The organism is Pseudomonas sp. MAFF 730105 (assembly GCF_055380705.1).
Map to the genome: position 1 here is coordinate 305,416 of NZ_AP018438.1, position 22,680 is coordinate 328,095.

The 22,680-nt window shown below is 61.1% G+C and carries 22 protein-coding genes; 8 read left to right on the forward strand and 14 right to left on the reverse strand.

The genetic code is table 11. The annotated features are described in order from the left end of the window. Positions 1-144 precede the first annotated feature (144 nt). The 3 genes from PCOSP_RS01320 to PCOSP_RS01330 all read left to right on the forward strand — a co-directional run bounded on the left by PCOSP_RS01320 (position 145) and on the right by PCOSP_RS01330 (position 3,437). On the forward strand, positions 145-549 hold the full coding sequence (locus PCOSP_RS01320; protein ID WP_139646279.1) for an RNA-binding S4 domain-containing protein: 405 nt from the start codon (positions 145-147) through the stop codon (positions 547-549). Between the two features lie 262 nt (positions 550-811). After that, on the forward strand, positions 812-1,714 hold the full coding sequence (gene hslO / locus PCOSP_RS01325; RefSeq protein ID WP_139646281.1) for an Hsp33 family molecular chaperone HslO: 903 nt from the start codon (positions 812-814) through the stop codon (positions 1,712-1,714). Between the two features lie 178 nt (positions 1,715-1,892). After that, complete coding sequence (locus PCOSP_RS01330) at positions 1,893-3,437, forward strand: phosphoenolpyruvate carboxykinase (RefSeq protein WP_139646283.1); 1,545 nt, start codon at positions 1,893-1,895, stop codon at positions 3,435-3,437. Between the two features lie 176 nt (positions 3,438-3,613). On the opposite strand, the gene PCOSP_RS01335 is transcribed toward PCOSP_RS01330, so the two are convergent. Together PCOSP_RS01335 and PCOSP_RS01340 are read right to left on the reverse strand one after the other, a co-directional pair. Next, a complete protein-coding gene (locus PCOSP_RS01335) occupies positions 3,614-3,880 on the reverse strand; it encodes a hypothetical protein (RefSeq protein WP_464710139.1) in 267 nt (88 codons plus the stop codon). A gap of 460 nt (positions 3,881-4,340) precedes the next feature. Next, the gene (locus PCOSP_RS01340; protein WP_464710140.1) at positions 4,341-5,405 is read right to left on the reverse strand and encodes a S8 family peptidase; all 1,065 of its coding nucleotides are present in this window, start codon (positions 5,403-5,405) and stop codon (positions 4,341-4,343) included. Positions 5,406-5,701: 296 nt separating this feature from the next. On the opposite strand from PCOSP_RS01340, the gene PCOSP_RS01345 reads away from it, so the two are divergent. Next, positions 5,702-6,919, forward strand: coding sequence for a 3-hydroxyacyl-CoA dehydrogenase (locus tag PCOSP_RS01345; RefSeq protein ID WP_139646287.1), 1,218 nt, complete (start codon positions 5,702-5,704; stop codon positions 6,917-6,919). A gap of 46 nt (positions 6,920-6,965) precedes the next feature. Then, entirely contained in the window at positions 6,966-7,385 is a 420-nt protein-coding gene (locus PCOSP_RS01350; RefSeq protein WP_464710142.1) for an acyl-CoA thioesterase, read from the forward strand. A gap of 66 nt (positions 7,386-7,451) precedes the next feature. Here the strand turns inward: PCOSP_RS01350 and PCOSP_RS01355 are convergent, their stop codons facing one another. The 4 genes from PCOSP_RS01355 to PCOSP_RS01370 all read right to left on the reverse strand — a co-directional run bounded on the left by PCOSP_RS01355 (position 7,452) and on the right by PCOSP_RS01370 (position 12,306). After that, positions 7,452-7,928 (reverse strand): glycine zipper domain-containing protein, encoded by a 477-nt coding sequence (locus PCOSP_RS01355; protein WP_041024668.1) that lies wholly within the window; start codon positions 7,926-7,928, stop codon positions 7,452-7,454. A gap of 210 nt (positions 7,929-8,138) precedes the next feature. Further along, positions 8,139-10,490, reverse strand: a complete 2,352-nt coding sequence (locus PCOSP_RS01360) for an FdhF/YdeP family oxidoreductase (RefSeq protein ID WP_464710143.1) — start codon at positions 10,488-10,490, stop codon at positions 8,139-8,141. Then, entirely contained in the window at positions 10,487-11,326 is an 840-nt protein-coding gene (fdhD, locus tag PCOSP_RS01365; RefSeq protein ID WP_139646293.1) for a formate dehydrogenase accessory sulfurtransferase FdhD, read from the reverse strand. The genes PCOSP_RS01360 and fdhD overlap by 4 nt, the downstream gene beginning before the upstream one ends. A 92-nt stretch (positions 11,327-11,418) precedes the next feature. After that, a complete protein-coding gene (locus PCOSP_RS01370; RefSeq protein WP_464710145.1) occupies positions 11,419-12,306 on the reverse strand; it encodes a LysR family transcriptional regulator in 888 nt (295 codons plus the stop codon). Positions 12,307-12,442: 136 nt separating this feature from the next. Here PCOSP_RS01370 and lysM point away from each other — a divergent pair, with 136 nt between their 5' ends. Continuing rightward, positions 12,443-12,892 carry a peptidoglycan-binding protein LysM gene (lysM, locus tag PCOSP_RS01375; protein WP_139646297.1) on the forward strand — a complete coding sequence of 150 codons (450 nt, stop codon included), beginning with the start codon at positions 12,443-12,445 and terminating at the stop codon, positions 12,890-12,892. A gap of 112 nt (positions 12,893-13,004) precedes the next feature. Here the strand turns inward: lysM and yrfG are convergent, their stop codons facing one another. Next, positions 13,005-13,667: a GMP/IMP nucleotidase gene (gene yrfG / locus PCOSP_RS01380; protein ID WP_464710146.1), complete on the reverse strand. Its 663-nt coding sequence runs from the start codon at positions 13,665-13,667 to the stop codon at positions 13,005-13,007. Between the two features lie 88 nt (positions 13,668-13,755). Here yrfG and nudE point away from each other — a divergent pair, with 88 nt between their 5' ends. Both nudE and cysQ read left to right on the forward strand, forming a co-directional pair. Next, on the forward strand, positions 13,756-14,322 hold the full coding sequence (gene nudE / locus PCOSP_RS01385; RefSeq protein WP_139646301.1) for an ADP compounds hydrolase NudE: 567 nt from the start codon (positions 13,756-13,758) through the stop codon (positions 14,320-14,322). Continuing rightward, complete coding sequence (gene cysQ / locus PCOSP_RS01390; RefSeq protein ID WP_464710148.1) at positions 14,319-15,146, forward strand: 3'(2'),5'-bisphosphate nucleotidase CysQ; 828 nt, start codon at positions 14,319-14,321, stop codon at positions 15,144-15,146. Before nudE ends, cysQ begins: the two co-directional genes overlap by 4 nt. A gap of 126 nt (positions 15,147-15,272) precedes the next feature. Here cysQ and PCOSP_RS01395 read toward each other — a convergent pair whose 3' ends face one another. From PCOSP_RS01395 to rfbB, 7 genes are all read right to left on the reverse strand, one after another. Then, on the reverse strand, positions 15,273-15,728 hold the full coding sequence (locus tag PCOSP_RS01395; RefSeq protein WP_041024609.1) for a YiiD C-terminal domain-containing protein: 456 nt from the start codon (positions 15,726-15,728) through the stop codon (positions 15,273-15,275). Between the two features lie 37 nt (positions 15,729-15,765). Further along, the gene (locus PCOSP_RS01400) at positions 15,766-17,157 is read right to left on the reverse strand and encodes a sigma-54-dependent transcriptional regulator (RefSeq protein ID WP_464710149.1); all 1,392 of its coding nucleotides are present in this window, start codon (positions 17,155-17,157) and stop codon (positions 15,766-15,768) included. Further along, positions 17,154-18,962 (reverse strand): sensor histidine kinase, encoded by a 1,809-nt coding sequence (locus PCOSP_RS01405; RefSeq protein WP_175384571.1) that lies wholly within the window; start codon positions 18,960-18,962, stop codon positions 17,154-17,156. The genes PCOSP_RS01400 and PCOSP_RS01405 overlap by 4 nt, the downstream gene beginning before the upstream one ends. 195 nt (positions 18,963-19,157) lie before the next feature. Beyond that, the gene (gene rfbD / locus PCOSP_RS01410) at positions 19,158-20,039 is read right to left on the reverse strand and encodes a dTDP-4-dehydrorhamnose reductase (RefSeq protein ID WP_464710151.1); all 882 of its coding nucleotides are present in this window, start codon (positions 20,037-20,039) and stop codon (positions 19,158-19,160) included. Continuing rightward, positions 20,036-20,581, reverse strand: coding sequence for a dTDP-4-dehydrorhamnose 3,5-epimerase (rfbC, locus tag PCOSP_RS01415; protein WP_464710152.1), 546 nt, complete (start codon positions 20,579-20,581; stop codon positions 20,036-20,038). Before rfbC ends, rfbD begins: the two co-directional genes overlap by 4 nt. Then, on the reverse strand, positions 20,578-21,453 hold the full coding sequence (rfbA, locus tag PCOSP_RS01420) for a glucose-1-phosphate thymidylyltransferase RfbA (protein ID WP_139646315.1): 876 nt from the start codon (positions 21,451-21,453) through the stop codon (positions 20,578-20,580). The genes rfbC and rfbA overlap by 4 nt, the downstream gene beginning before the upstream one ends. Beyond that, positions 21,450-22,532 carry a dTDP-glucose 4,6-dehydratase gene (rfbB, locus tag PCOSP_RS01425; RefSeq protein WP_139646316.1) on the reverse strand — a complete coding sequence of 361 codons (1,083 nt, stop codon included), beginning with the start codon at positions 22,530-22,532 and terminating at the stop codon, positions 21,450-21,452. Before rfbB ends, rfbA begins: the two co-directional genes overlap by 4 nt. Between the last annotated feature and the right edge of the window lie 148 nt (positions 22,533-22,680).

The window sequence follows — 22,680 nt, forward strand, 5'->3', positions numbered from 1 at the left end:
TGTGCGGCTAATTCGTGCACTCGACTTCAGGCCAGGATTTGCCGGTGAGGCCGGTTCGGTGGGCATTCTATCTGTCGGCGTGGGTTCGTGCGCCCGACAAAAACGGTAGTACAGTTCTGGTTATTGGCAGAAAGAGGAATTGCAGTGGCACAAAAACAGGAAGAGGACGACAAGGTCCGTCTCGATAAATGGTTGTGGGCGGCGCGATTCTATAAAACACGCGCGCTCGCCAAGGCCGCCATCGAAAGTGGCAAGGTCCACCATCGGGGCGAACGTTGCAAGCCGGGCAAAGAGCCACGTGTCGGGGACGAGTATGTCATTCGCGCCGGGTTCGACGAGAAGACTGTAGTGGTCGAGGCGTTGTCGATCGTGCGGCGTGGGGCGCCTGAAGCGCAAACCCTGTATCGCGAAACCGAAGCCAGTATCGCCAGGCGCGAAGCCGCCGCTGCCCAGCGCAAGGCCGGCGCCCTGGGCGTCAGTACCGACGGCAAGCCGAGCAAGAAACAGCGTCGGGACCTGTTCAAGTTTCGCGGCAGCAACAGCGAATAAAAATGCTTCCAGAACAATGCGCATTGTCTGGGGGATCTATCTGTGGCGAGGGGATTTATCCCCGCTAGGGCGCGCAGTGGCCCTGTTTTTTGGGGGGGCGCTACGCAGCCCAGCGGGGATAAATCCCCTCGCCACAGATAGATGTTGGATGCAACGAACGGTGTGGCTGTTCCCAGTCCCATTCCCTCCCTTGCTTGGAACCACCCTCGAATGCCCATAAAATGTCCGGCATCCTTTGTCATCACCTCAGATACCCATTCCTATGACTGATTTACCGGATAACGACTGCACTCAACGTTTCATCTTTGATGACATCGACGCCCGTGGCGAGCTGGTGGCGTTGGAGCGTAGCTATGCCGAAGTCCTTGCCAAGCACCCCTATCCGGAGCCGGTCGCGCAACTGCTCGGTGAGTTGATGGCGGCGGCGTCGCTGTTGATCGGCACGTTGAAATTCGATGGCTTGCTGATTCTCCAGGCCCGCTCCGAAGGCCCGGTGCCGATGCTGATGATCGAATGCTCCAGCGAGCGCGAAATTCGAGGCCTGGCCCGCTATCACGCCGATCAGATCGCCCCTGGCGCGACCCTGACCGACCTGATGCCCGACGGTGTGCTGGCCCTGACGGTCGACCCGACCCATGGCAAGCGCTACCAGGGCATTGTCGATCTCGACGGCGCGTCCCTGGCTGAATGCTTCACCAATTACTTCGTCATGTCCCAGCAGACCAATACCAGGTTCTGGCTCTATGCCGACGGGCGGCGCGCCCGTGGCCTGCTGCTGCAACAATTGCCCGTCGACCGCATCCGCGACTCGGAAGAGCGCGAGGCCAGCTGGCAGCACGTCACGGCTCTGGCCAGCACCTTGAGCGCCGACGAATTGCTGAGCCTGGACAACGAAACGGTCTTGCATCGTCTCTATCATGAAGAAGCCGTGCGCCTGTTCGACGAGTTGCCGCTGCGCTTCCAATGCAGTTGCTCTCGTGAACGATCCGGCAATGCGCTGGTCAGTCTGGGTCTGGAAGATGCGCAACAACTGGTCATCGAGCATGGCGGCGCCATTGAAATCGATTGTCAGTTCTGCAACGAGCGCTACCTGTTCGATGGGGCAGACGTTGCACAATTGTTCGCCGGAGCGGGTGTCGATGCACCGTCAGATACTCGTCACTGAATCGGTTCAGTGCAGGTAAATCTCCTGACAAACGCCGGATTTACGCCGTACTGACGGGAGGGCCCTACTCTTTTTGGGCTTTTCTGGCATAATCCGGCCCACTTTTTTCGGGTAGTAGTGCGCGACTTCCTACTACAAAACGTTTGGAGCACTCGGCCAAGGGCCGATGGGGAACCACATGACGCAAGCCAATAACGCCGTGTACACCGATCTGAGTGTTGATGATCTGGTCAAAGAAGCCCTGAATCGCGGTGAAGGCGAGCTTGCCGATACTGGCGCGCTGGTTGTTCGTACCGGTCATCGTACCGGTCGCTCGCCAGCCGACCGTTTCATCGTAGAAGAACCGAGCACCCAGAACGCCATCGCCTGGGGCCCGATCAACCGCAAGTTCCCGGCCGACAAGTTCGATGCCCTGTGGAACCGTGTTGAAGCTTACTTGGGCGAGCGTGAGCGTTTCGTGTCCCACGTGCATGTAGGTTCCGATCCTGCGCACTACCTCCCGGTCAAGATGACCACCGAGACTGCCTGGCACAACCTGTTCGGTCGTTGCCTGTTCATCAACCCCGAGCAGTACAACGCCGGCGGCAAGGATGAATGGCAGATCCTCAACGCGCCGAACTTCGTTTGCGAGCCTGCGCGTGACGGCACCAACTCCGACGGTACCGTGATCATCAACTTCGCGGCCAAGAAAGTTCTCATCGCTGGCATGCGCTACGCCGGTGAAATGAAGAAGGCCCTGTTCTCCGTACAGAACTTCTTGCTGCCGGCTGTTGACGTACTGCCTATGCACTGCGCCGCGAACATGGGCGAAGAGGGTGATGTGACCCTGTTCTTCGGTCTGTCGGGCACCGGCAAGACCACCCTGTCCGCCGACGAAAGCCGCTACCTGATCGGCGACGACGAGCACGGCTGGGGCGTGGGTGTGGTCTTCAACATCGAAGGCGGTTGCTATGCCAAGTGCATCGACCTGTCCGAGAAGAACGAGCCGGTGATCTGGAAAGCCATTCAGCACGGCGCCGTACTGGAAAACGTCGTCCTGGACCCGGTCACGAAGAAAGCCGACTACGCCGACGACAGCCTGACCCAGAACAGCCGCGCCGCCTACCCGCGCGAACTGATTGAAAAGCGCGCACCGAAAAACCTCGGTGGCGAGCCTAACGCCGTGATCTTCCTGACCTGCGACCTGACCGGCGTACTGCCACCGGTGTCGATCCTCAGCGAAGAACAAGCTGCTTACCACTTCCTATCGGGTTACACCGCATTGGTAGGCTCGACCGAAATGGGTTCGGGCAGCGGCATCAAGTCGACCTTCTCCACCTGCTTCGGCGCTCCGTTCTTCCCGCGCCCGGCCGGTGAGTACGCGGAATTGCTGATCAAGCGTATCCGTGGCTTCGGCTCCAAGGTCTACCTGGTCAACACCGGCTGGACCGGCGGTGGCTACGGCGTCGGCAAGCGCTTCAACATCCCGACCACCCGTGCGGTGATCGCTGCGATCCAGAGCGGTGCGCTGATTGGTGCTGAAACCGAACACCTGGACATCATCAATCTGGACGTGCCGTTGGCCGTTCCAGGCGTCGAGACCGGCCTGTTGAATCCACGCAACACCTGGGCCGACAAGGCTGCCTATGATGAAGCCGCCAAGGCTTTGGCTGGCCTGTTCACCGAAAACTTCAAGAAGTTCGAAGTGAGCGACGCGATCAAGGCTGCTGGTCCGCAGTTGTAAGGTTTGGTCCGCGAATAGAAAGCCGCCCTTCGGGGCGGTTTTTTTTGGGCGGTTATTCGTGTCCATCCCTCGCGCACGTCCGCTTTGGCTGAGGGCTGGAATTTTTCCGCCTGATTGAGAAGGAACAGCCAGAATATTGCTACTTGGCCGTCTAACGACCCTACAAGCTCTGATGCCTAGCTCAATCGCTGCCGTACAACCTCCAGCAGTTCGCTGCCGTCCTGAACCAATAGATAAAGCGCATGGACAATGCTGGGAATGTCCTTTACATCGGCATGCTCGAAACAAAGGCAATGCAGGGTTTCGAGCAGGTTGCTGGAGGCTTGGATTCGTTGGGCGGCGGCGTCGCAGAGGTGCTGGAGATCGGCCTCGGTGTCGATGACCAGCACAGGTGTGCTGTTGAGCCGCTGGTATTGCTCGACAGGCGGGTTGGGTATTTGCATTTGAGCCTCTTCGGTACGGCTTTTGAATCGCGCCGTGGACTATAGAGAGCTCTATTCGAGGACCGCAATATGGCCGGGAGGGACAGGTTGCGTAGGACGTTTACCAGCGTCTGACGCTCGGATGAGCGTCTTATTCCTGATGCTTGCTGGCTTCCCGGTTTTCCGCGTCATTCTCCGTGAGGTCCTACACATGCGCTGTAGGCACTGCCCAAGAGGCGGTAGGCTGCTTCTGATAAGGCCGTCATTGATCACAGCCTTATCAGGTATTCACTGAGCGAAACGTGTCGCTGTGCTGGGTCAGCCCATCAATGAAGAAGTCGCAGGCGTTAGGGGTGGGGTTTTACAGGCGGCAAGCAATGGCGGTATTTCGGGGACTCTCATGCATCCGCCCAGCAGCAGGGTTGCGGTGATGAGGAGGAGGGTCAGTTTGTGCGACATGGTTTTTTCCCTTTGAAGTTTATCAATCAACCATTGATTCAGGTACGCGTAGAGAAGCCGCTTCAAGGTCCATCAACCCTCGACCATAGGCCTCGCTGTTGGCGTAGATACCCGTGCGATTGCTCGTCGCCAGCAGGTGCTCGCGTACCTGCTGCGGATTGAGTTGTGGATAACGGCTTTGCAGCGCAGCCAATGCGCCCGTGACTAACGCTGCAGCCGGGGATGTACCGGCGGTGTGTACGTAACGTCCATCCTTGGCGACGGTGAGCAGGCCTGCCTGAGCACCTGCGTCCCCACCGGGAACGGCGATGCACCAGGCTGCCGCGACCCCGCAATAATTGGATTTGCCATTGATGGCGCTGCCGTCGCTCTTCAGTGCGACGACCGCGATCCAACCCTTTTCCAACTCAGGTAATGCCGCTGGCAAGCCTGGTTCGGCCAAGGGTTCGCGCTTGAGTTCATTACCGGTCGGAAAGACAAACACGGCGCCTTCCGATACCAGCTTTCGAGCAACGCCCAATGAGTCAGGCATTACCTGTTTGTAACGTGATTCGGTGATTTCGGTGGCGGGGATGGCGTTGGCCCACGAGTTGTTGAACAGGCGGGCGCCCTTGTCGAAGCCACTTTGCCAGGATCGGGCAATTTCGCTGTCGAAGAAAAACGGCTCGTTGTCGTCGCCAAAGCGGAAGGGGATCAGCCGGGCGTTGAAGGCGATCCCGTGCATACCCTGATTGTCCTTGTTGGCGGCGAGGATGCCCGCCATCTGGGTACCGTGGCCAACGCGATCAACCGTACCAGGACGGTCTTCGACATAGTCGTATCCGGGGTCATTCAACCTGCCCTCGAACTCTTGCAAATGGGCGTTGAGTCCCGAGTCGATCAGCGCCACGGTCACGTCCTGGCCGGTGCCGCCACGTGCATACAGAGCCGAAGCCTTTACGACGGACAGGCCTTGTTGCGCAAGATACTCGGGGGTTTCGAACACGGCCGGTTCCACACCGGATTGTTCAGGAATGGTCAGACAGCCGACCAGCAATGACGCTGACATGATCGCCAGGACGCGTAGCGCGGAAAACGGGTGTGACATGGTTCGGTCCTTGAACGGAGCGCTTGAGCACCGGGCCTCCTGGCCCGATGTCGCGGGTGAATTGACGGTGCACCTTAACCTGCGAGCGGTGCCGGAACGAGGCATCAAAGTGCCCGGATTTGTATCACCTCATGGCAAAGGAAAGGGCAGCCGTGGCTGTATCAAGGGCAACATCCGCAAGAGACACCTGTGATCTGCATCCATCCGCTGAATGCCGCTTATCACACGAATAAATTTCAAAAACGGCCAGTGGCTGACTAAGGTGAAGGCTGTCTATCGCCGACGAGAGAACAGACATGAGCCAGACGATTGAGCACGCCGCCGTGATCGGTGCAGGCACCATGGGACGGGGCATCGTAATGTGCCTGGCCAATGCCGGAGTGATGGTGCGGTGGGTCGACAACAACCCGCAGATGCTGGAACAGGCGCTGGCGGCCGTGGCCGAGACCTATGCCCATGGCGTGCGCCAGGGCCGTATCGACCAGGGTGAAGCCGATGCGCGGATTGCCAGGGTGACCAGGGCAGGCGACTACGCGGCGATCCGGGACGTGGACCTGGTGATCGAGGCGGTGTACGAGAACCTTGAACTCAAGCAGCAGATCTTCAGGGAGCTGGATGGCCTGCTCAAACCCGAGGCCATTCTGGCGAGCAACACGTCGGCCCTGGACATCGATGCCATTGCCGCCGCCACGCGCCGGCCAAGCCAGGTCCTGGGCCTGCATTTCTTCAGTCCGGCGCACATCATGAAACTGCTGGAAATCGTTCGCGGCGCGCAGACCTCCAGGGCGGTGCTGGACGCAGCCCTGACACTGGGCAGGCGTATGGGCAAGGTCAGTGTGGTGTCGGGCAATTGCCATGGATTCATCGGCAACCGGATGCTTCACCCCTATGTGCTGGAGGCCCGCAAGATGTTGCTGGAGGGCGCGTTTCCCCATCAGATCGATGCGGCGTTGCAGGGTTTCGGCTTCGCCATGGGGCCATTCCGGATGTACGACGTAGTCGGGATCGACCTGGAGTGGCGTGCACGGGAACTGGCGGGCAAAGGCCAGGATGCCCCCGAAGTGCAGGTGGACAACCGTTTGTGCGAGCTCGGGCGGTTCGGCCAGAAAAGCGGCAACGGGTATTATCATTACGAACCCGGCAGCCGACAGGCCGAGCATGACGTAGAGGTCGATGCGTTGGTGCTGAAAGTCAGTGAGGAACTGGGTTTTCAGCGTCGGGAGATCGACAGCGGGGAAATTCTCGAGCGTTGCCTGCTGGCATTGGTCAACGAGGGTGCGAAGATCCTGCAGGAAGGCATTGCCGGGTCCGCCCACGACATCGACCTGGTGTACCTCAACGGCTATGGTTTTCCGGCGGACAAAGGTGGTCCGATGGCCTGGGCCGACCAGCAAGGACTTGAAGATATCCACGCGCGACTGCTGGCGCTCGAAACGAAGCAGGGAGACCAGTGGCGACCTGCGCGTCTGATCGGGGAGCTGGCGGCCCAAGGCAAGGGATTCGCGCAGCTGTAGCCGCGTCCTGCGAAGTTCACTGGCCCCCCACCCTCAAGGACAATCGATGCCCCAACGTACCGAATACCCATACCTGCAAGCCATCACCACGCGTTGGCATGACAACGACCTGTACGGTCACGTCAACAATGTCACCTACTACAGCTTCTTCGATACGGCGGTGAACACCTACCTGATCGAGGTCGGCGGCCTGGATATCCAGGGTGGGGAGGTCGTGGCGTTTGTGGTGAGTTCGGCCTGTGACTACTTTGCGTCCATCGCATTCCCCGAGCGCATTGAAGTGGGCCTGCGGGTCGGAAAGTTAGGCAGCAGTTCGGTGCAATATGAACTGGCTGTGTTCAAGGCGGGCGAGGAAGAGGCCTGCGCAGCGGGACGCTTTGTCCACGTGTTCGTGGATCGGGCGTCGAATCGGCCGGTGGCGATTCCGGATCGGTTGCGTGCGGCCCTTGAGCTGTTGGTGGTTTGAAACGAAAAATCGCAGCCTCCGGCGAGCGGTAGGCTGCGATTTTCAACGGCTGGTATCAGTCAGCTATCAGTCGCGGTAGTAGCGGTGATGCTTGCGATGCCCGTAGGCATGGCCGCGACCCGGATGGCCGTCACGGTAGTAGCGGCGGTCGCCACGGCGACCTTCATAGCGACGATCATCATCATCGTCCTTGCCCATGTAGTTACCCAGTGCGCCGCCGGCGCCACCGCCTGCTGCTGCACCGATCAGGCTGCCGGTGCTGCCACCCACGCTACGTCCGACCACGTTACCGCCGGCTGCACCCAGCGCGCCGCCGATCGCCGCTTCGCCACGGCTGTGCTTGTCTGCGCCGACGGCACTACCGCCCGCGCCGCCCAGGGCCGCACCGATGGTCGAACCGGTATTGCCGCCCAGGGACTGGCCGACGACCGAACCCAAAACCCCGCCCAATGCGCCGCCGACGCCTGCTTCGGCGGTGCCGCCGGCAGACGCGACGCCACTGATCAGGCCAAGGGACAACAAGAGAATGGAGGAGAACTTCATAGAGGAGCCTCAAAGGGATGACGGCGCGATCCTGAGGCTGGCTTCGCTTGGTGACAATCGAAATCCGACGAGTAACACGACTTGTGCACAATTCTCTAAGTTATTGTTTTTCCGTCGGAACTTAATGTATTTGCACCGGTCTGTAACTACTTCAGACAGGCCGTTTTCTATGGAAAACGGCCTTTTTTGTGGGCGGGTGAAAAGAAGGGATCAGGCCGACTTGGCCAGGATCAATCCATTCTCGCTTGCCGCTTCCAGGCGGATCGCCACGAACTTCGAGGTTGGCGTGTCGCTGTCGTCGCCAGTGCTTTCCAGCGGTACCAATGGATTCACCTCAGGGTAGTAGGCGGCCGCTTGCCCGGCAGGGATGTCGAATGCCAGCAAGGTAAAACCCTTGACCCGCCGCTCACGACCGTCATCCCAGAGCGAGACGATATCGGCCTTCTGTCCTGGTTTGAAGCCCAGGCGAATGATGTCGGCTTCATTGACGAACAGCACGTCACGCTGGCCTTTCACGCCACGATAACGGTCATTGAGGCCGTAGATGGTGGTGTTGTATTGGTCATGGGAGCGCATGGACTGCAGGATCAGGTCCGGCAACTGACCGGTGGCGCGGGTGCGTTCATGCACCAGATCCGCCGGCAATCGGTTGGGCTTGAAGTTGGCGCGGCCCGACGGGGTATTCCAGCGACGTGCGCTGGCGCTGTTGCCCAGGTAGAAGCCGCCGGGGTTGTGCAGCTTCTCGTTGAAATCCCGGAAGCCTGGGATGGTGTCGGCGATCAGGTCGCGGATGCGGCTGTAGTCGGCCACCAGCCAGCTCCAGTCCACCGGGTGGCCACCACCCAGGGTGGCGGCGGCCATGCCGGCAATGATCCAGGGCTCGGAACGCATCTGGTTCGACAGGGGTTCCAATTGCCCGTTGGAGGCGTGGACCATGCTGAAAGAGTCTTCCACGGTAACCGCTTGCGGGCCGGCGGCTTGCCGGTCGATGTCGGTGCGACCCAGGCACGGCAGGATCAAGGCTTCCTTCCCGTGGGCCAGGTGGCTGCGGTTGAGCTTGGTGCTGATCTGTACGGTCAGGTCGCAGTTGCTCAAGGCCTGGAAAGTCCGGTGACTGTCCGGGGTGGCCTGGGCGAAGTTGCCGCCCAGACCGATGAACACTTGCGCCCGGCCGTCGGCCATGGCGTGGATTGCCTCGACCACGTTGTGACCATCCTCCCGTGGCACCTTGAACTGGAAGCGTCGCTCCAAGGCGTCGAGGAACGCTGCCGGTGGGCGCTCATTGATACCCATGGTCCGGTCGCCCTGCACGTTGCTGTGGCCCCGAACCGGGCACAGGCCAGCGCCCGGCCGGCCGATGTTGCCGCGCAGCATCATCAGGTTGGCAATTTCCTGGATGGTTGCCACCGAGTGGCGATGTTGGGTGATGCCCATCGCCCAGCACATGATCACGTTCTTGCTGTTGGCGTACATGCGCGCCGCCTGCTCGATCTCCACCAGGGCCAGGCCCGACTGTTCGACGATCTGCTCCCACGAGGTATCGTCGACCACCGCCAGATAGTCCAGTACGTTGATGCTGTGCTCGTTGAGGAATGCATGGTCGAACACGGCGGGAGCGCCGGTGTTTTGCGCTTCGCGTTCCCATTGCAGCAGGAATTTCGCCATGCCGCGCAAGATGGCCATGTCGCCGCCCAGGGCTGGTCGGAAAAACGCGGTGTTGGTGGGCTTGTTGCCGTTGGTGAGCATCTCGAACGGGTTCTGCGGATGCTGGAAACGCTCCAGGCCACGCTCCTTGAGTGGGTTGATGCACACCACCTGGGCACCGCGCTTCACTGCTTCGCGCAGCGGTTCGAGCATCCTGGGGTGGTTGGTCCCCGGGTTCTGACCCCAGACGAAAATCGCATCGGAGTGCTCGAAGTCGTCGAAGGTCACCGTGCCTTTGCCCACGCCGACGCTCTGGGACAGCGCCACACCGCTGGCTTCGTGGCACATGTTCGAGCAGTCAGGGAAGTTGTTGGTGCCGAAAGCGCGCACGAACAATTGGTACAGGTACGCCGCTTCATTGCTGGCCCGGCCAGAGGTGTAGAACTCGGCCTGGTTCGGGCTGGACAGCCCCTGCAAGTGCTTGGCGATGAGGGCAAACGCCGCTTCCCAGCTGATGGGTTTGTAGCGATCGGTTTCGGCGTCGTAGCTCATCGGCTCCGTCAGGCGGCCCTGGTATTCGAGCCAGTAGTCGCTCTGCTCCAGCAGTGAAGTAACGCTGTGCCGGGCGAAAAATGCCTCATCGACACGGCGTTTGGTGGCTTCCCAGTTCACGGCCTTGGCGCCGTTCTCGCAGAACTTGACCATGCCGCTTTCCGGCGAGTCGCCCCAGGCACAGCCCGGGCAGTCGAAGCCGCCGTTCTGGTTGGTCTTGAGCATCATGCGGATGTTTTTCAGCGCGTTATCGCTGGTCAGCCAGGCCTGGGTAACGCTGATCAGCGCGCCCCAACCACCGGCCGGGCCTTTGTAGGGCTTATAGCGCGGTACGGGTTTCTGGTCGGCTTGTTGATGCTTGCTCACGCGTGTTTCTCCATCGCAGGGCTGTAGACCCGCGGCGCACTTTTTTGCGGCAGGTGGATGAGATTGAGGTTGTGTTTACGGGCCCACTGCACGGCAAGCCCGGTGGGCGACGACAGGCTTACCAGCGTCTGGATGCCGGCCCGCAACACCTTCTGGATCAGTTCGAGGCTGCAGCGACTGGTGACGATCGCCACGCCATCGACCACCGGAATCTGTTGCCGGACCAAGGCGCCGATCAGTTTGTCGAGAGCGTTGTGGCGGCCGATGTCTTCGCGGCCCAATAGCAATTCGCCTTGGCCATTCATGAACAGCGCGGCATGGACGGCGCCGCAGTGCTGGCCCAGGGGCTGGAATTGGCCAATGCGCTGGCGCAGGCCATCGAGCCATTGCGCGGGTGGCAGCGGTGCGCCGGGCAATACTTTCAGGTCCGGCAACGCTTGCTCCACGGCTTCCACGCCGCAGAGGCCGCAACCACTGGTACCGGCCAGTTGCCGACGTTGTTGCTTGAGGTTCCAGAAGGCGCGGTTGGCGATGGTGACCTGGGCATATTGTGCCGAGCCGGTGCCGCTCAGTTGCAGGTCATAGATGTCCGACGGGTTCTCGATGATGCCGCTGCCCAGGCTGAAACCGATGATGAAATCCTCAAGATCGGTTGGGGTGACCAGCATGACGGCCTGACTGATGCCGTTATAGGCGATCGCCAGCGCCACTTCCTCGGCCAGCGCTGTGCTGTCCGTTTGGGAGTGATCCAGACTGCAGTAGTGATAGCTCTGGCTGGCGCTGGGCGCGGGCGTTTGCGCGGCGGGCACCGGACAGGCCGGAGGCTTGGCTTTCATGGCATCACCGACGATTCGAATAGTGATAAGACTAAATGCGGCAATCTGCCACGTCTAATCGCAATTACCGATCTATCGATAGATGACGTCGATCAAGATGTAACTGTTGATTTCTGATAGAGCGCGAAGCAGGCTTCCGCCAGCGCCGAGCGCGGGGCACCGCGGCGCATGATGAGCCCCAGCGGAACCAGGGTTTGCGCATCGACGATGGGTTGCATACGCAGGTCTTCGGTCAGCACGTCCAGGCCGCTGTTCAGCGGCATCACCGCGCAACACAGCCCTCCGTGTACGGCTTGCAGGAGCTGGTGCACCGCGTCGGTTTGCAACACCGGACGGGGTGCGAGGCCGCGGATGTGGAAGTTGTGATCGATGGACTGGCGAAAATGCATGCCGCTGGTGAGCATGCCCAAGGGCAACTCGATCAGTGCTTGCCAGGTGAGTGGTTGTTCACCGAAAAAGAAATAGCGCTGGTCGTAGAGCAGGCCCATGCGGGTGGGGCTGAACGGCAGGGATTCGAAGCGTTCATTGTCCAGGCGTTCGAGATAGGAAACGCCCAGGTCGATGCGGTTGTTTGCCAGTTGTTCGAGGATCTGTTCGGAGCTCAGGGACGATAGTTCGAAATGCAGATCCGGGTGCTCGGCGTGCAGGCGTTGCATCATCGACAATGGGTCGAAGTCGGACAGCGGCACCACGCCCAGGCGCAAGGTGCCGACCAGATTGCCACGGCAGGCTGCTGCTTCGGCCTGCAAGCCGTCATAAGCCGCCAGAACCGTGCGCGCCCAGGCCAGCACCCGTTCCCCTGGCGCGGTGAAGCCCTCGAAGCGTTGGCCGCGATTGACCAGCGGCAGGTCAAGTTCCTCTTCGAGGCTGCGCAGGCGCATCGACAAGGTGGGCTGGGTGATGTGACAGCGTGCGGCGGCTTGGCCGAAGTGGCGGGTTTCGTCCAGCGCGATGAGAAATTTCAGCTGCTTGATGTCCATCTTCGCTCCAGGGCGCGGGGAGATTCGAATTCTAGCGCTTGCGCGTGGCGTGGTCATTGGTCGGCCGGAAACGAGGTTCGTCTCGTTCGGGTCTAGGCTGTTACGTCTGGACATTCAAACCCAGGGAGAGAATACGATGAGCCTTTTCAGTTTTTTCAAAGATGCCGGTGAAAAAATTCTCGATGCGTTGACGCCCGACAAGGCCCAGGCCAATGGTGAGGCGCTGACCCGGCACGTGCAGGACGCGCTGACAGGCATTGATACTTCGAAGATCCAGGTGAAGGTCGAGGGCGAAAAAGTCGTAGCCACGGGTGAAGCCGCGAGTCAGGAAGAGAAGGAAAAGATCCTGTTGGCGTTGGGTAATGTGGCCGGTATCAGCGGTGTCGATGACCAGATCACGGTAACCGGTCCGGTCGCGAAGGAGGCCAGATTCGTGATGGTCGAAAAAGGCGACACCTTGAGTGCGATTGCCAAGCGTGTCTATGGCGATGCGAACAAGTACATGAAAATCTTCGAGGCCAACAAACCGATGCTCAAGAACCCGGACAGGATCTATCCGGGGCAGTCGTTGCGCATTCCTGAGTAGATCCAGGACCGTATAGCCCCCTATCGCGAGCAGGCTCGCTCCCACCACAGGGATCGCTGGAAACCGAGGAACCATTGTGGGAGCGAGCCTGCTCGCGATGGCGGCACCGGATTCAAAGCCCGGCAGTGAGATCCCGATAGTCCTTCAGCGCCTCGAACTCCCCCGTATCCTTCGGTCCCTTGCGGCTGTCCGGCTCGCTGACAGCCAGCAGGTGTGCCACGCCGAAATCCCGGGCACTGCGCAATACCGGCAAGGTGTCGTCGATGAACAGGCTGCGAGCCGGATCGAAGTCCAGGTCGGCTTTCAGTGCGTCCCAGAATTGCGGGTTTTCCTTGGGGAAGCCGTAGTCGTGGGAGCTGATCAAGCGCTCGAAATAAGGGGCAAGCTCGATGCGTTCCAGCTTCAGTGACAACGAGTCGCGGTGGGCATTGGTGATCATTACCACGCGCTTGCCAGCTCGCTGGATCGCCGCCAGGAAGGTATCGGCATCCGGGCGCAAGGCGATCAGGTGCGCGGTTTCCAGTTTCAGTTCGCGCACCGGTAGCTTCAGCTCTGTGCTCCAGAAATCCAGGCAGTACCATTGCAACTGGCCGGCGTTGCGTTCGAACAGCGGTTGCAGTTCCATCTCGGCCATGGCCCGGCTCACGCCATGCAGTTCGGCGTAGCGCTGGGGCAGGTGTTCCATCCAGAAATGGTTGTCGTAATGCAGGTCCAGCAAGGTGCCGTCCATGTCCAGCAGCACCGTGTCGATCTCGTGCCAGGGCAGCAAGGCCATAAAACTTCTCCAGCGGTAATCGGATATCCGCCATAAACAATCAGAATAGGCCGGGTATAGTAGCCTGCTATCGCCCAGGGAGCCGTTTATGCGCCAGAAACCCACCATACTTGATCGACGGATCGTCGCCACCAGCCGCCTGTTTTGCGTGGAGGAGTTGAAGCTGCGTTTTTCCAATGGCGTGGAGCGCACCTACGAGCGTCTGGCGGGCAAGGGCCCGGGTTATGGCGCGGTGATGATCGTGGCGATGCTCGATGCCGATCACGCGGTGTTGGTGGAAGAGTATTGCGGCGGTACCGACGCTTACGAGCTGTCGCTGCCCAAGGGCCTGGTCGAGCCGGGCGAGGACGTGCTGGCGGCGGCCGAGCGGGAGCTCAAGGAAGAGGCCGGTTTTGGCGCGCGTCAATTGGAGCTCCTGACCGAGCTGTCGTTGTCTCCCGGCTACATGAGCCAGAAAATCCAGGTGGTGCTGGCGACGGATCTGTACGAGGAACGACTGGAAGGTGACGAGCCTGAGCCGATGCGCGTGGACAAGGTCAACCTGCGCGAACTGTCATCCCTGGCGCAAAACCCCCAATTTACCGAGGGCCGGGCCTTGGCGGCGTTGTACCTGGCCCGTGACCTGCTGACCCTGCGCGGAGCGTTCCTGGCATGAATTACCCCCATCCCCTGATGGCCCCGGTGGTCGAACTGGCGCTCAAGGCTGGCGAGGCAATCCTGCCTTTCTGGCGAGCCAACGTGCAAGTTGTCCACAAGGCTGACGAGTCGCCTGTCACCGCCGCGGACATGGCCGCTCACGATGTCATCGTGGCCGGGCTGGCGGCCCTGGCCCCGGAGATCCCGATCCTTTCCGAAGAGGACGCCAATATCCCCCAGGCTGTGCGCGCCGGTTGGCAACGCTGGTGGTTGGTGGATCCGCTGGATGGGACCAAGGAGTTCATTTCCGGTAGCGAGGAGTTCACCGTCAACATTGCGTTGATCGAACGGGGACATGTGGTGTTTGGCGTGGTATCGATGCCCACCAACGATCGCTTCTACGTCGGCGGCGCGGGTTTGGGTGCCTGGCGTGGCGACAAGGGCGCCGCGCCTGTGCCGGTAGGGGTGCGTAACGTGCCGGCGCCGGGCGAAGCGTTCACCGTGGTCGCCAGTCGCCGTCATACCAGCCCGGAACAGGAGCGTCTCCTGAGCGGTTTGAGCCAGAGCCTGGGGGAGTTGCAGCTCACCAGCATTGGCAGTTCATTGAAGTTCTGCCTGTTGGCCGAAGGCTCGGCGGATTGCTATCCGCGGCTGGCGCCGACGTCCCAGTGGGACACCGCCGCGGCCCAGGGTGTGTTGGAAGGCGCTGGCGGCGAGGTGTTGGACTTGAGCGGCGAGCGGTTCTGTTATCCGCCGCGGGAATCGCTGCTGAATGCGTCGTTCCTGGCGTTGCCGGCGAAGGCCGCGTGGCGTGAACAATTGCTGGCGCTCGCCCGTTCCTGAGTCTGTGGGAGCAAAGCTTGCTCGCGAAACGAACGCCCCGATACCCGAAAGACCGCATCGTTCCTATCGCGGGCAAGCCTTGCTCCCACAGAGATCCCCTCGCCACAGAGGTTTGTGACAGCCCGGTCAGCGGTGCAACACGTACTGCCCCTCAAAGCGCACCGCCGCCTCTTCGCTGCCCTCATTTACCACCCGCGTTTGCAGGGTCAACCGCGCCCGTCCATAGCGCTGATAGGTGGCCAGGAAGCGTTTCCAGACCTTCTCCTCAGGCGCGTCGCAGAGCACCGCCGCGTCGCGGGTGACCGGCAACGGATAGCTGATCTGCCCTTCCTGGATCACGATATGCCCGTCCTCGATGCCTTCGTCGCGCAGGGCCAGGTGCAGCCAGCCCCAGCCGCCGAGCACGGCGCCGCAATACAGGCTGCCGCCGAACATGGTGCTTTTGTGGTTGACGTTGGCCTCCAGCGGCAGGAACAGGCGCAGTTGTCGGGCCTGCCAATCGAGCACCTTGAGACCCATGTCACGGGTCAACGGGATGTCGTGGTGCAGAATCGATTCCAGGTAACGGCTGTCGCGGTTCATTGCGGGGCCTCTTGCTTGAAGGGAGGACAACGATAACTCAATCGGACTCATCGGCTGCGCCAGCGCTGCTGTCGCCGAAGGTCAGCCCATGCTTGCGCAGCTTGTCGTGCAGGGTCTTGCGCGGAATGCCCAGGGCTTCGGCGAGGCTGCGTACCGAGCTGTGGGGACGGGCCAGCTCGGCGGCGATCAGGGTCCTCTCGAAGTTCTCGACCTGTTCGCTCAAGCCGCCGCTGATCACTTCCACTGGTGTGCCGGCCGCGCCATCCGGCGCGCCGTTGTCCAGGGCCAGTTCAAGACCCAGGGCAAAGCGTTCGGCGGCGTTCTGCAATTCCCGGACGTTGCCCGGCCAGTTGTGGCGCAACAGCAGCGCCCGTTGCGCCGGCTGCAGTTCATGGGGTGGCAGACCATGGCGGGCACTGGCTTCGTCGGCGAAGTGCTGGAACAGCATCAACGCATCCTCACCCCGTTCGCGCAACGGCGGTATGCGCAACGGTGCCACGTTCAGGCGGTAATACAAGTCGGCGCGAAAGCGCCCCTGGTCGGCCGCCTGGCGCAGGTCTTCCTTGGTCGCGGCGATGACACGGATGTCCAGCGGAATCTGTTGATTGCCCCCCAGGCGCTCCACCACGCGTTCTTGCAGCAACCGCAGCAGTTTGACCTGGACGTCCAGACTCATGCTTTCGATTTCATCGAGGAACAGCGTGCCACCGTTGGCGAACTCGAACTTGCCGATGCGACGTTTCTGCGCGCCGGTGAAGGCTCCAGGCTCGTGGCCGAACAGTTCGCTTTCCACCACCGATTCGGCCAGGGCCCCGGCGTTGATCGCCACGAACGGGCCGTTGCGCCGGCTCGAAAGGTCATGCAGCGCACGGGCCACCACTTCCTTGCCGGCGCCGGTTTCACCGAGGATCAGCACGTCGGCGCGGGTCGCCGCCAATGCGCCGATCTGCTCGCGCAGTCGCAGCATCGGCGTTGACTGGCCGACCAGGCGGGCGCTGAGCTCATGACGGTCACTGAGGGCCAGGCGCAGGCTGCGGTTGTCCAGCACCAGGCGGCGCAGGGCCAGGGCCCGGCGCACGCTATCGAGCAGATGATCGCTGGCGAAAGGTTTTTCCAGGAAATCATAGGCGCCGGCGCGCATGGCCTGGACTGCCAGCGGCACATCGCCGTGACCGGTGATCAGCAGCACGGGCAGTTCCGGGTCCTGGGCGTGGAGTTGATTCAGCAGTTCGAGACCGTCGATGCCCGGCATACGAATGTCGCTGACCACCACACCCGGCCAGTCACGGGGCAGTTGTCCGGCAAGGCCCTTGGCCTCGGCCAGGGACAGGATGTTCAGGCCGGCCAGGTCGAGGGTCTGGCTCAGGGCCTGACGCAGGTGGGGATCGTCGTCGATCAGCACCACCTCAATCCGGTTATCGATGGTCATACGCTACGGTCCTCGGACGGTTGCAAGCTTACCCCAGGCGCGCCGGCGCGCAGTTTGAGGGTGATCAGGGCGCCGCCCTCCTTGTGATTGGCGAACGACAGTTCGCCACCGAAGGCGCGCATCAGGGTGTCGCAGATCGCCAGGCCCAGCCCCAGGCCCTGGGTCCGGGTCTTGGTGGTATAGAAAGGCTCGCCGGCACGGCCCAAAGCTTCCATGCAAAAACCCGGGCCGTTATCGCGAATGTACAGGTTGACGCCGGTTTCTGTGGCTTGGGCACTGAGCCAGAGTCTACGCGGAGGACCTTTCTCGGTCAGGGCGTCGAGGGCATTGGCCAACAGGTTGCCGAGCACCTGGCGCAAGCGGGTTTCTCCAGCCTCGACCCACAGCGTGGCTGCCGGCAAGTCGCGGATCAGCTCCACTTCCATGCTGCGCCGACGCTTGGCGAGCAGCGCCAGGGCATCGTCCAGGGCCGGTTGCAGGGCAACGCTTTCCGGCGCGTGGCGGTCGCGGCGGGCGAAGGCCCGCAGGTGAGCGATGATCGACGCCATGCGCCCGGTCAGTTCATTGATCAGTTTGAGGTTGCCCCTGGCGTCCTCGGTGCGCTGGTGGTCGAGCAGTATCTCGGCGTTTTCCGCGTAGCTGCGGATCGCTGCCAGCGGCTGGTTGAGTTCATGGCTGATACTGGCCGACATGGTGCCCAAGGCGGACAGCTTGCCGGCCTGGACCAGGTCATCCTGGGCGCGAACCAGTTCCTGTTGCGCCTGCTCGCGCTCCAGGACTTCCTGTTTCAGCCGCCGGTTCAGGCCTTCCAGATCGCTGGTACGCTCGGCCACCCGACCTTCCAGCTCGTGACGCGCCTTGCCTTCGAAGGCGATCCGGTCCAGGTAATGCCGCCGGCGTTGCATCATCAAGCCGAGCAACAGCATCAAGACCAGCAACGCCGCACCGCCGGTGGCGACGACGGTGCGCACAGGGCGGTCGATCAGGGTACGTGGAGCGAGGATGCTCACGCTCCATCCCGTTTCTTCGATGGTCTGGGTCTGGGTGAGCCAGGCCTGTGGATCCAGGTTCAGCGGTTTCGGGTCACGGGTCGGGTAGGGTTGCACGGCGCTGATTGCGTTGTGTTCCTCGTCGCTTAACGGGCGGGTCGAGCGGAATCGCCATTCCTGCCGTGACGTCAGGATGACCACCCCGTTGTGATCGGTCACCAGCAACTGTTCCGGGGTTTTGCCCCACAGGCTTTCGGTGTGGTCCAGGTCGACCTTGACCACCAGCACACCGATGACGCGGTCGCGCTCGCGCACGGCGGCGGCGAAGAAATAGCCGCGCTTGGCCGACGTGGTGCCCAGGCCGAAGAAGCGCCCCAGGCGTCCGGCCATGGCTTCGATGTAATACGGCCGGAAGGCGAAATTGCGCCCGACGAAACTGTCGTGTTTGTCCCAGTTCGAGGCCGCCAGCGTCTTGCCGGTGGCGTCCATCAGGTACATCACCTCGGCGCCGGTCTGGGTGCTGATTTTTTTCAGGAGCTGGTTGGCATTGCTTTGGGTGAACTCATCGTCCGGGGCCAACAACGTCGCACGCAGGGCCGGCAGGTCGCCGAGAATCTGCGGCAAGACTTCATAGCGGTGCAGCGTGCCCAGCAGGTTGGCGACGTAAAGGTCCAGGGTCTGGCGATTCTGCCCGGCCAGCTCGCTGCGGTAATAGCGCTCGGCCAGATGCTCCAGCGGCCATAGCAATGGGGCCAGGCACAGGGCGAGCAAGGCCAGGCTGCGCCAACGGGGTCTGCGGGGAAGGGTGGAGTTCATGAGCGTGCGCCTGTAGGAACAAGCGCATTATGCCTAGTGTCCTGTCTCGGAAATACGTTCTTTTTTGGCGAGTGGCTTGGGTGTTCGGCCAAGGCGCCGCGACGAGTCATAGCAGGGCTATGGCGAGGAGTGGCAACGCCGGCCGGGCACCCAAGACGCCGCCAAAAATGAACAGCTTATTTCCGAGACCGGACACTAGTGTCGCTCGGCAAGACACTGCTGCAACGCGCTTCGCCAGTCGGGTTGGCTCACTCCCCATTCCCGTAACAGGCGTGTGCAATCCAGACGCGAGTTCAGTGGGCGTGGGGCGGGCGTCGGGTACGCGCTGGACGGGATGGCCTCGAGCACCGAACAAGGCTTGTGCTGCTCGACCAACCGTTCGCCGATGGCCTGGGCAAAGCCGAACCAGGACGTCTCGCCCTGGGCCGTCAGGTGATAGGTGCCCCAGGTGCCGCACCGGCCGGCCTGCCAATGCTCGATGAGCTTGGCGGTACTGTCGGCGATGGTTCCAGCCCACGTCGGTGCGCCGATCTGGTCGGCTACTACTCGCAGGTGTGGTTTTTCCTGGAGCAGGCGCTGCATGGTCAGGAGGAAGTTGCGACCTTCCATGGAGTACACCCAACTGGTGCGCAATATCAGGTGCTGCCCGCCGGCTTGGCGAATGGCATCCTCGCCGGCCAGTTTGCTGCGCCCATAGACGCTCAGCGGGTTGGGTGTGTCGTCCTCTGTATAGGGCGCCGGTTTGCGGCCGTCGAAGACATAATCGGTGGAATAGTGGATCAGCGGGGCGCCCAGGTCGTTTGCTGCGAGGGCCAGGATCCCCGGTGCAGTGGCGTTGATGGCAAAGGCCAGTTCCGGCTCGCTCTCGGCCTGGTCGACGGCTGTGTGGGCAGCGGCGTTGATGATCAGGTTGGGGCGCAGGGCACCGATGTGGGAGCGCAGTTGATCGGGGCGTGCCAGGTCGAGCTGATCGCTTCCGCGCACAATCAGCTCGCCGGTGTCGGCCAGACGCGACTGGAGTGCCCGGGACACCTGGCCGTTCTTGCCGATAATCAGGATTCGCAAGGACTTACTCATGGGAACAGGTCGGCTTCATACAGGAACTTGCCGTTCTGGTCTTTGGGCGACAGGGTGGGTGGATCCGCCAGTTCCCAGTCGATGGCCAGGTCTGGATCGTTCCACCGGATGCAGCGTTCGGCCGAAGGTGCATAGTAGTCCGTGGTTTTATAGAGAAAATCCGCTGACTCGCTCAGGACCACAAAACCATGGGCGAAGCCTGGCGGAACCCACAACTGCCGCTGATTCTGTGCCGACAGGTGCACGCTTTCCCACTGGCCGAACGTGGGCGAGCTGCGGCGAATGTCCACCGCCACGTCCAACACCTCGCCAGCGATGACACGCACGAGTTTTCCCTGGGCCTGTTCGATCTGATAATGCAGGCCGCGCAGCACGCCTTTGGTCGAGCGCGAATGGTTGTCCTGGACGAACTGCGGGTCACAGCCAGTGGCCTCGGCGAACGCCCGGGCATTGAAGCTTTCGTAGAAAAAGCCACGGTCGTCACCGAAGACTTTCGGCTCGATGATCAGGACCTCCGGCAACCGGGTGGCAATAACGTTCAACGGGGTTCTCCAGCGATTTTGAACAAGTACTGGCCGTAACCGGTCTTGCCGAAGTACTCGGCACGCTCAAGTATGTGCTCGCGGCTGACCCAGCCCTGTTGGTAGGCAATTTCTTCCAGACAAGCTACTTTCAGGCCTTGGCGATGTTCGATGGTCTGCACGTATTGCGAGGCTTCCAGCAGGCTGTCGTGGGTGCCGGTGTCCAGCCAGGCGAAACCGCGACCGAATCGCTCGACATGCAGGTCGCCGCGTTGCAGATAGGCGTTGTTGACGTCGGTGATTTCCAATTCGCCGCGTTTGGAGGGCTTTATCGCCTTGGCGATCTGGATCACGTCGTTATCGTAGAAATACAAGCCAGTGACCGCATAACTGGATTTTGGCTCGGCGGGTTTTTCTTCAATGGAAAGGGCGTGGCCTTCAGCGTCGAAGTCGATCACGCCAAAACGCTCCGGATCCTTGACCCAGTAGCCGAATACGGTCGCACCCTGCTGTCGATTGACAGCGGTCTGCAATTGTTCACCGAAGTACTGCCCATGGAAAATGTTGTCACCGAGGATCAGGCACACCGGATCGCTGCCAATGAACTGTTCGCCGATCAGGAATGCCTGCGCCAGGCCATCGGGTGAGGGCTGTTCGGCGTAACTGATCTGCACGCCGAATTGGCTGCCGTCGCCCAGCAGATTGCGATATTGCGGCAGATCTTGTGGGGTGGAGATCACCAGGATGTCCTTGATACCCGCAAGCATCAGTACCGAGATCGGGTAGTAGATCATCGGTTTGTCGTAAACCGGCAGCAGTTGCTTGGAAACCCCGAGGGTAATCGGGTGCAGTCGTGTGCCGGAGCCACCGGCGAGAACAATACCCTTCATCATGCAATCGATTCCTTTTCGTCGAGCGAGCCGAGGCGCTCGCCCTGGTAGCTGCCGTCCTGGACACGTCGGCACCATTGGAGGTTCTCAAGGTACCACTGCACGGTTTTGCGCAGGCCCGTGTCGAAGGTTTCCCTGGGCGTCCAGCCCAGTTCCCGTTCGATCTTGCCGGCATCGATGGCATAGCGCAGGTCGTGGCCGGGACGGTCCCTGACGAAGGTGATCAGGTCGACATAGCGCCCGATCCCTGCGGGCTTGTCGGGCGCCAGCTCTTCGAGCAGCGCGCAGATGTTGCGCACGACGTCGATGTTCTTTTGTTCGTTGTGGCCGCCAATATTGTAGGTTTCGCCGACCACGCCTTCGGTGACGACTTTCAGCAGTGCCCGGGCATGGTCTTCGACATACAGCCAATCCCGCACCTGTTGTCCGTCGCCGTACACCGGCAATGGTTTACCGGCCAAAGCGTTGAGGATCACCAGCGGAATCAGCTTCTCAGGGAAGTGGAACGGCCCATAGTTGTTTGAGCAATTGGTCAGCAGCACGGGTAAGCCGTAGGTGCGCTGCCAGGCACGTACCAGATGGTCGGACGCCGCCTTGCTGGCGGAATAAGGGGAGCTGGGTGCATACGGGGTGGTTTCGGTGAACAGGTCATCTACGCCGTGCAGGTCACCGTACACCTCGTCGGTGGAGATATGGTGGAAACGAAATGCCTGTTTCTGCGGTTCAGGCAGGGTCTGCCAATAGGCACGGGTAGCTTCCAGAAGGCTGTAGGTGCCCACGATATTGGTCTGGATGAAGTCCGCCGGGCCATCAATGGAACGGTCCACGTGAGACTCTGCAGCCAGATGCATGATTGCATCGGGCTTGAACCGCGCCAGCACTGCACTGACTGTGGCTTGATCGACAATATCGGCCTGTACGAACTCATAACGACTGCTGCGATCGACGCTGTTCAGCGATTCGAGATTGCCAGCGTACGTCAGCTTATCGAGGTTCAGGATCTGGTGTTCGGTATCAAGGATCAAATGCCGTACGAGGGCCGAGCCGATGAAGCCGGCACCGCCAGTGATGAGAATGCGCATCCGGTTAAGCCTTTTTTCCATGAGACGACAAAATATGGAGCATAGCTTGTCGACATGCGGATGACGGCGCAAGTGGGATATCTCAAGCGGTGTCCCCGAATCTGGAGGTCAAGCCAGGATTGAGGTAACTGGCCAAAAAGTATCCGTC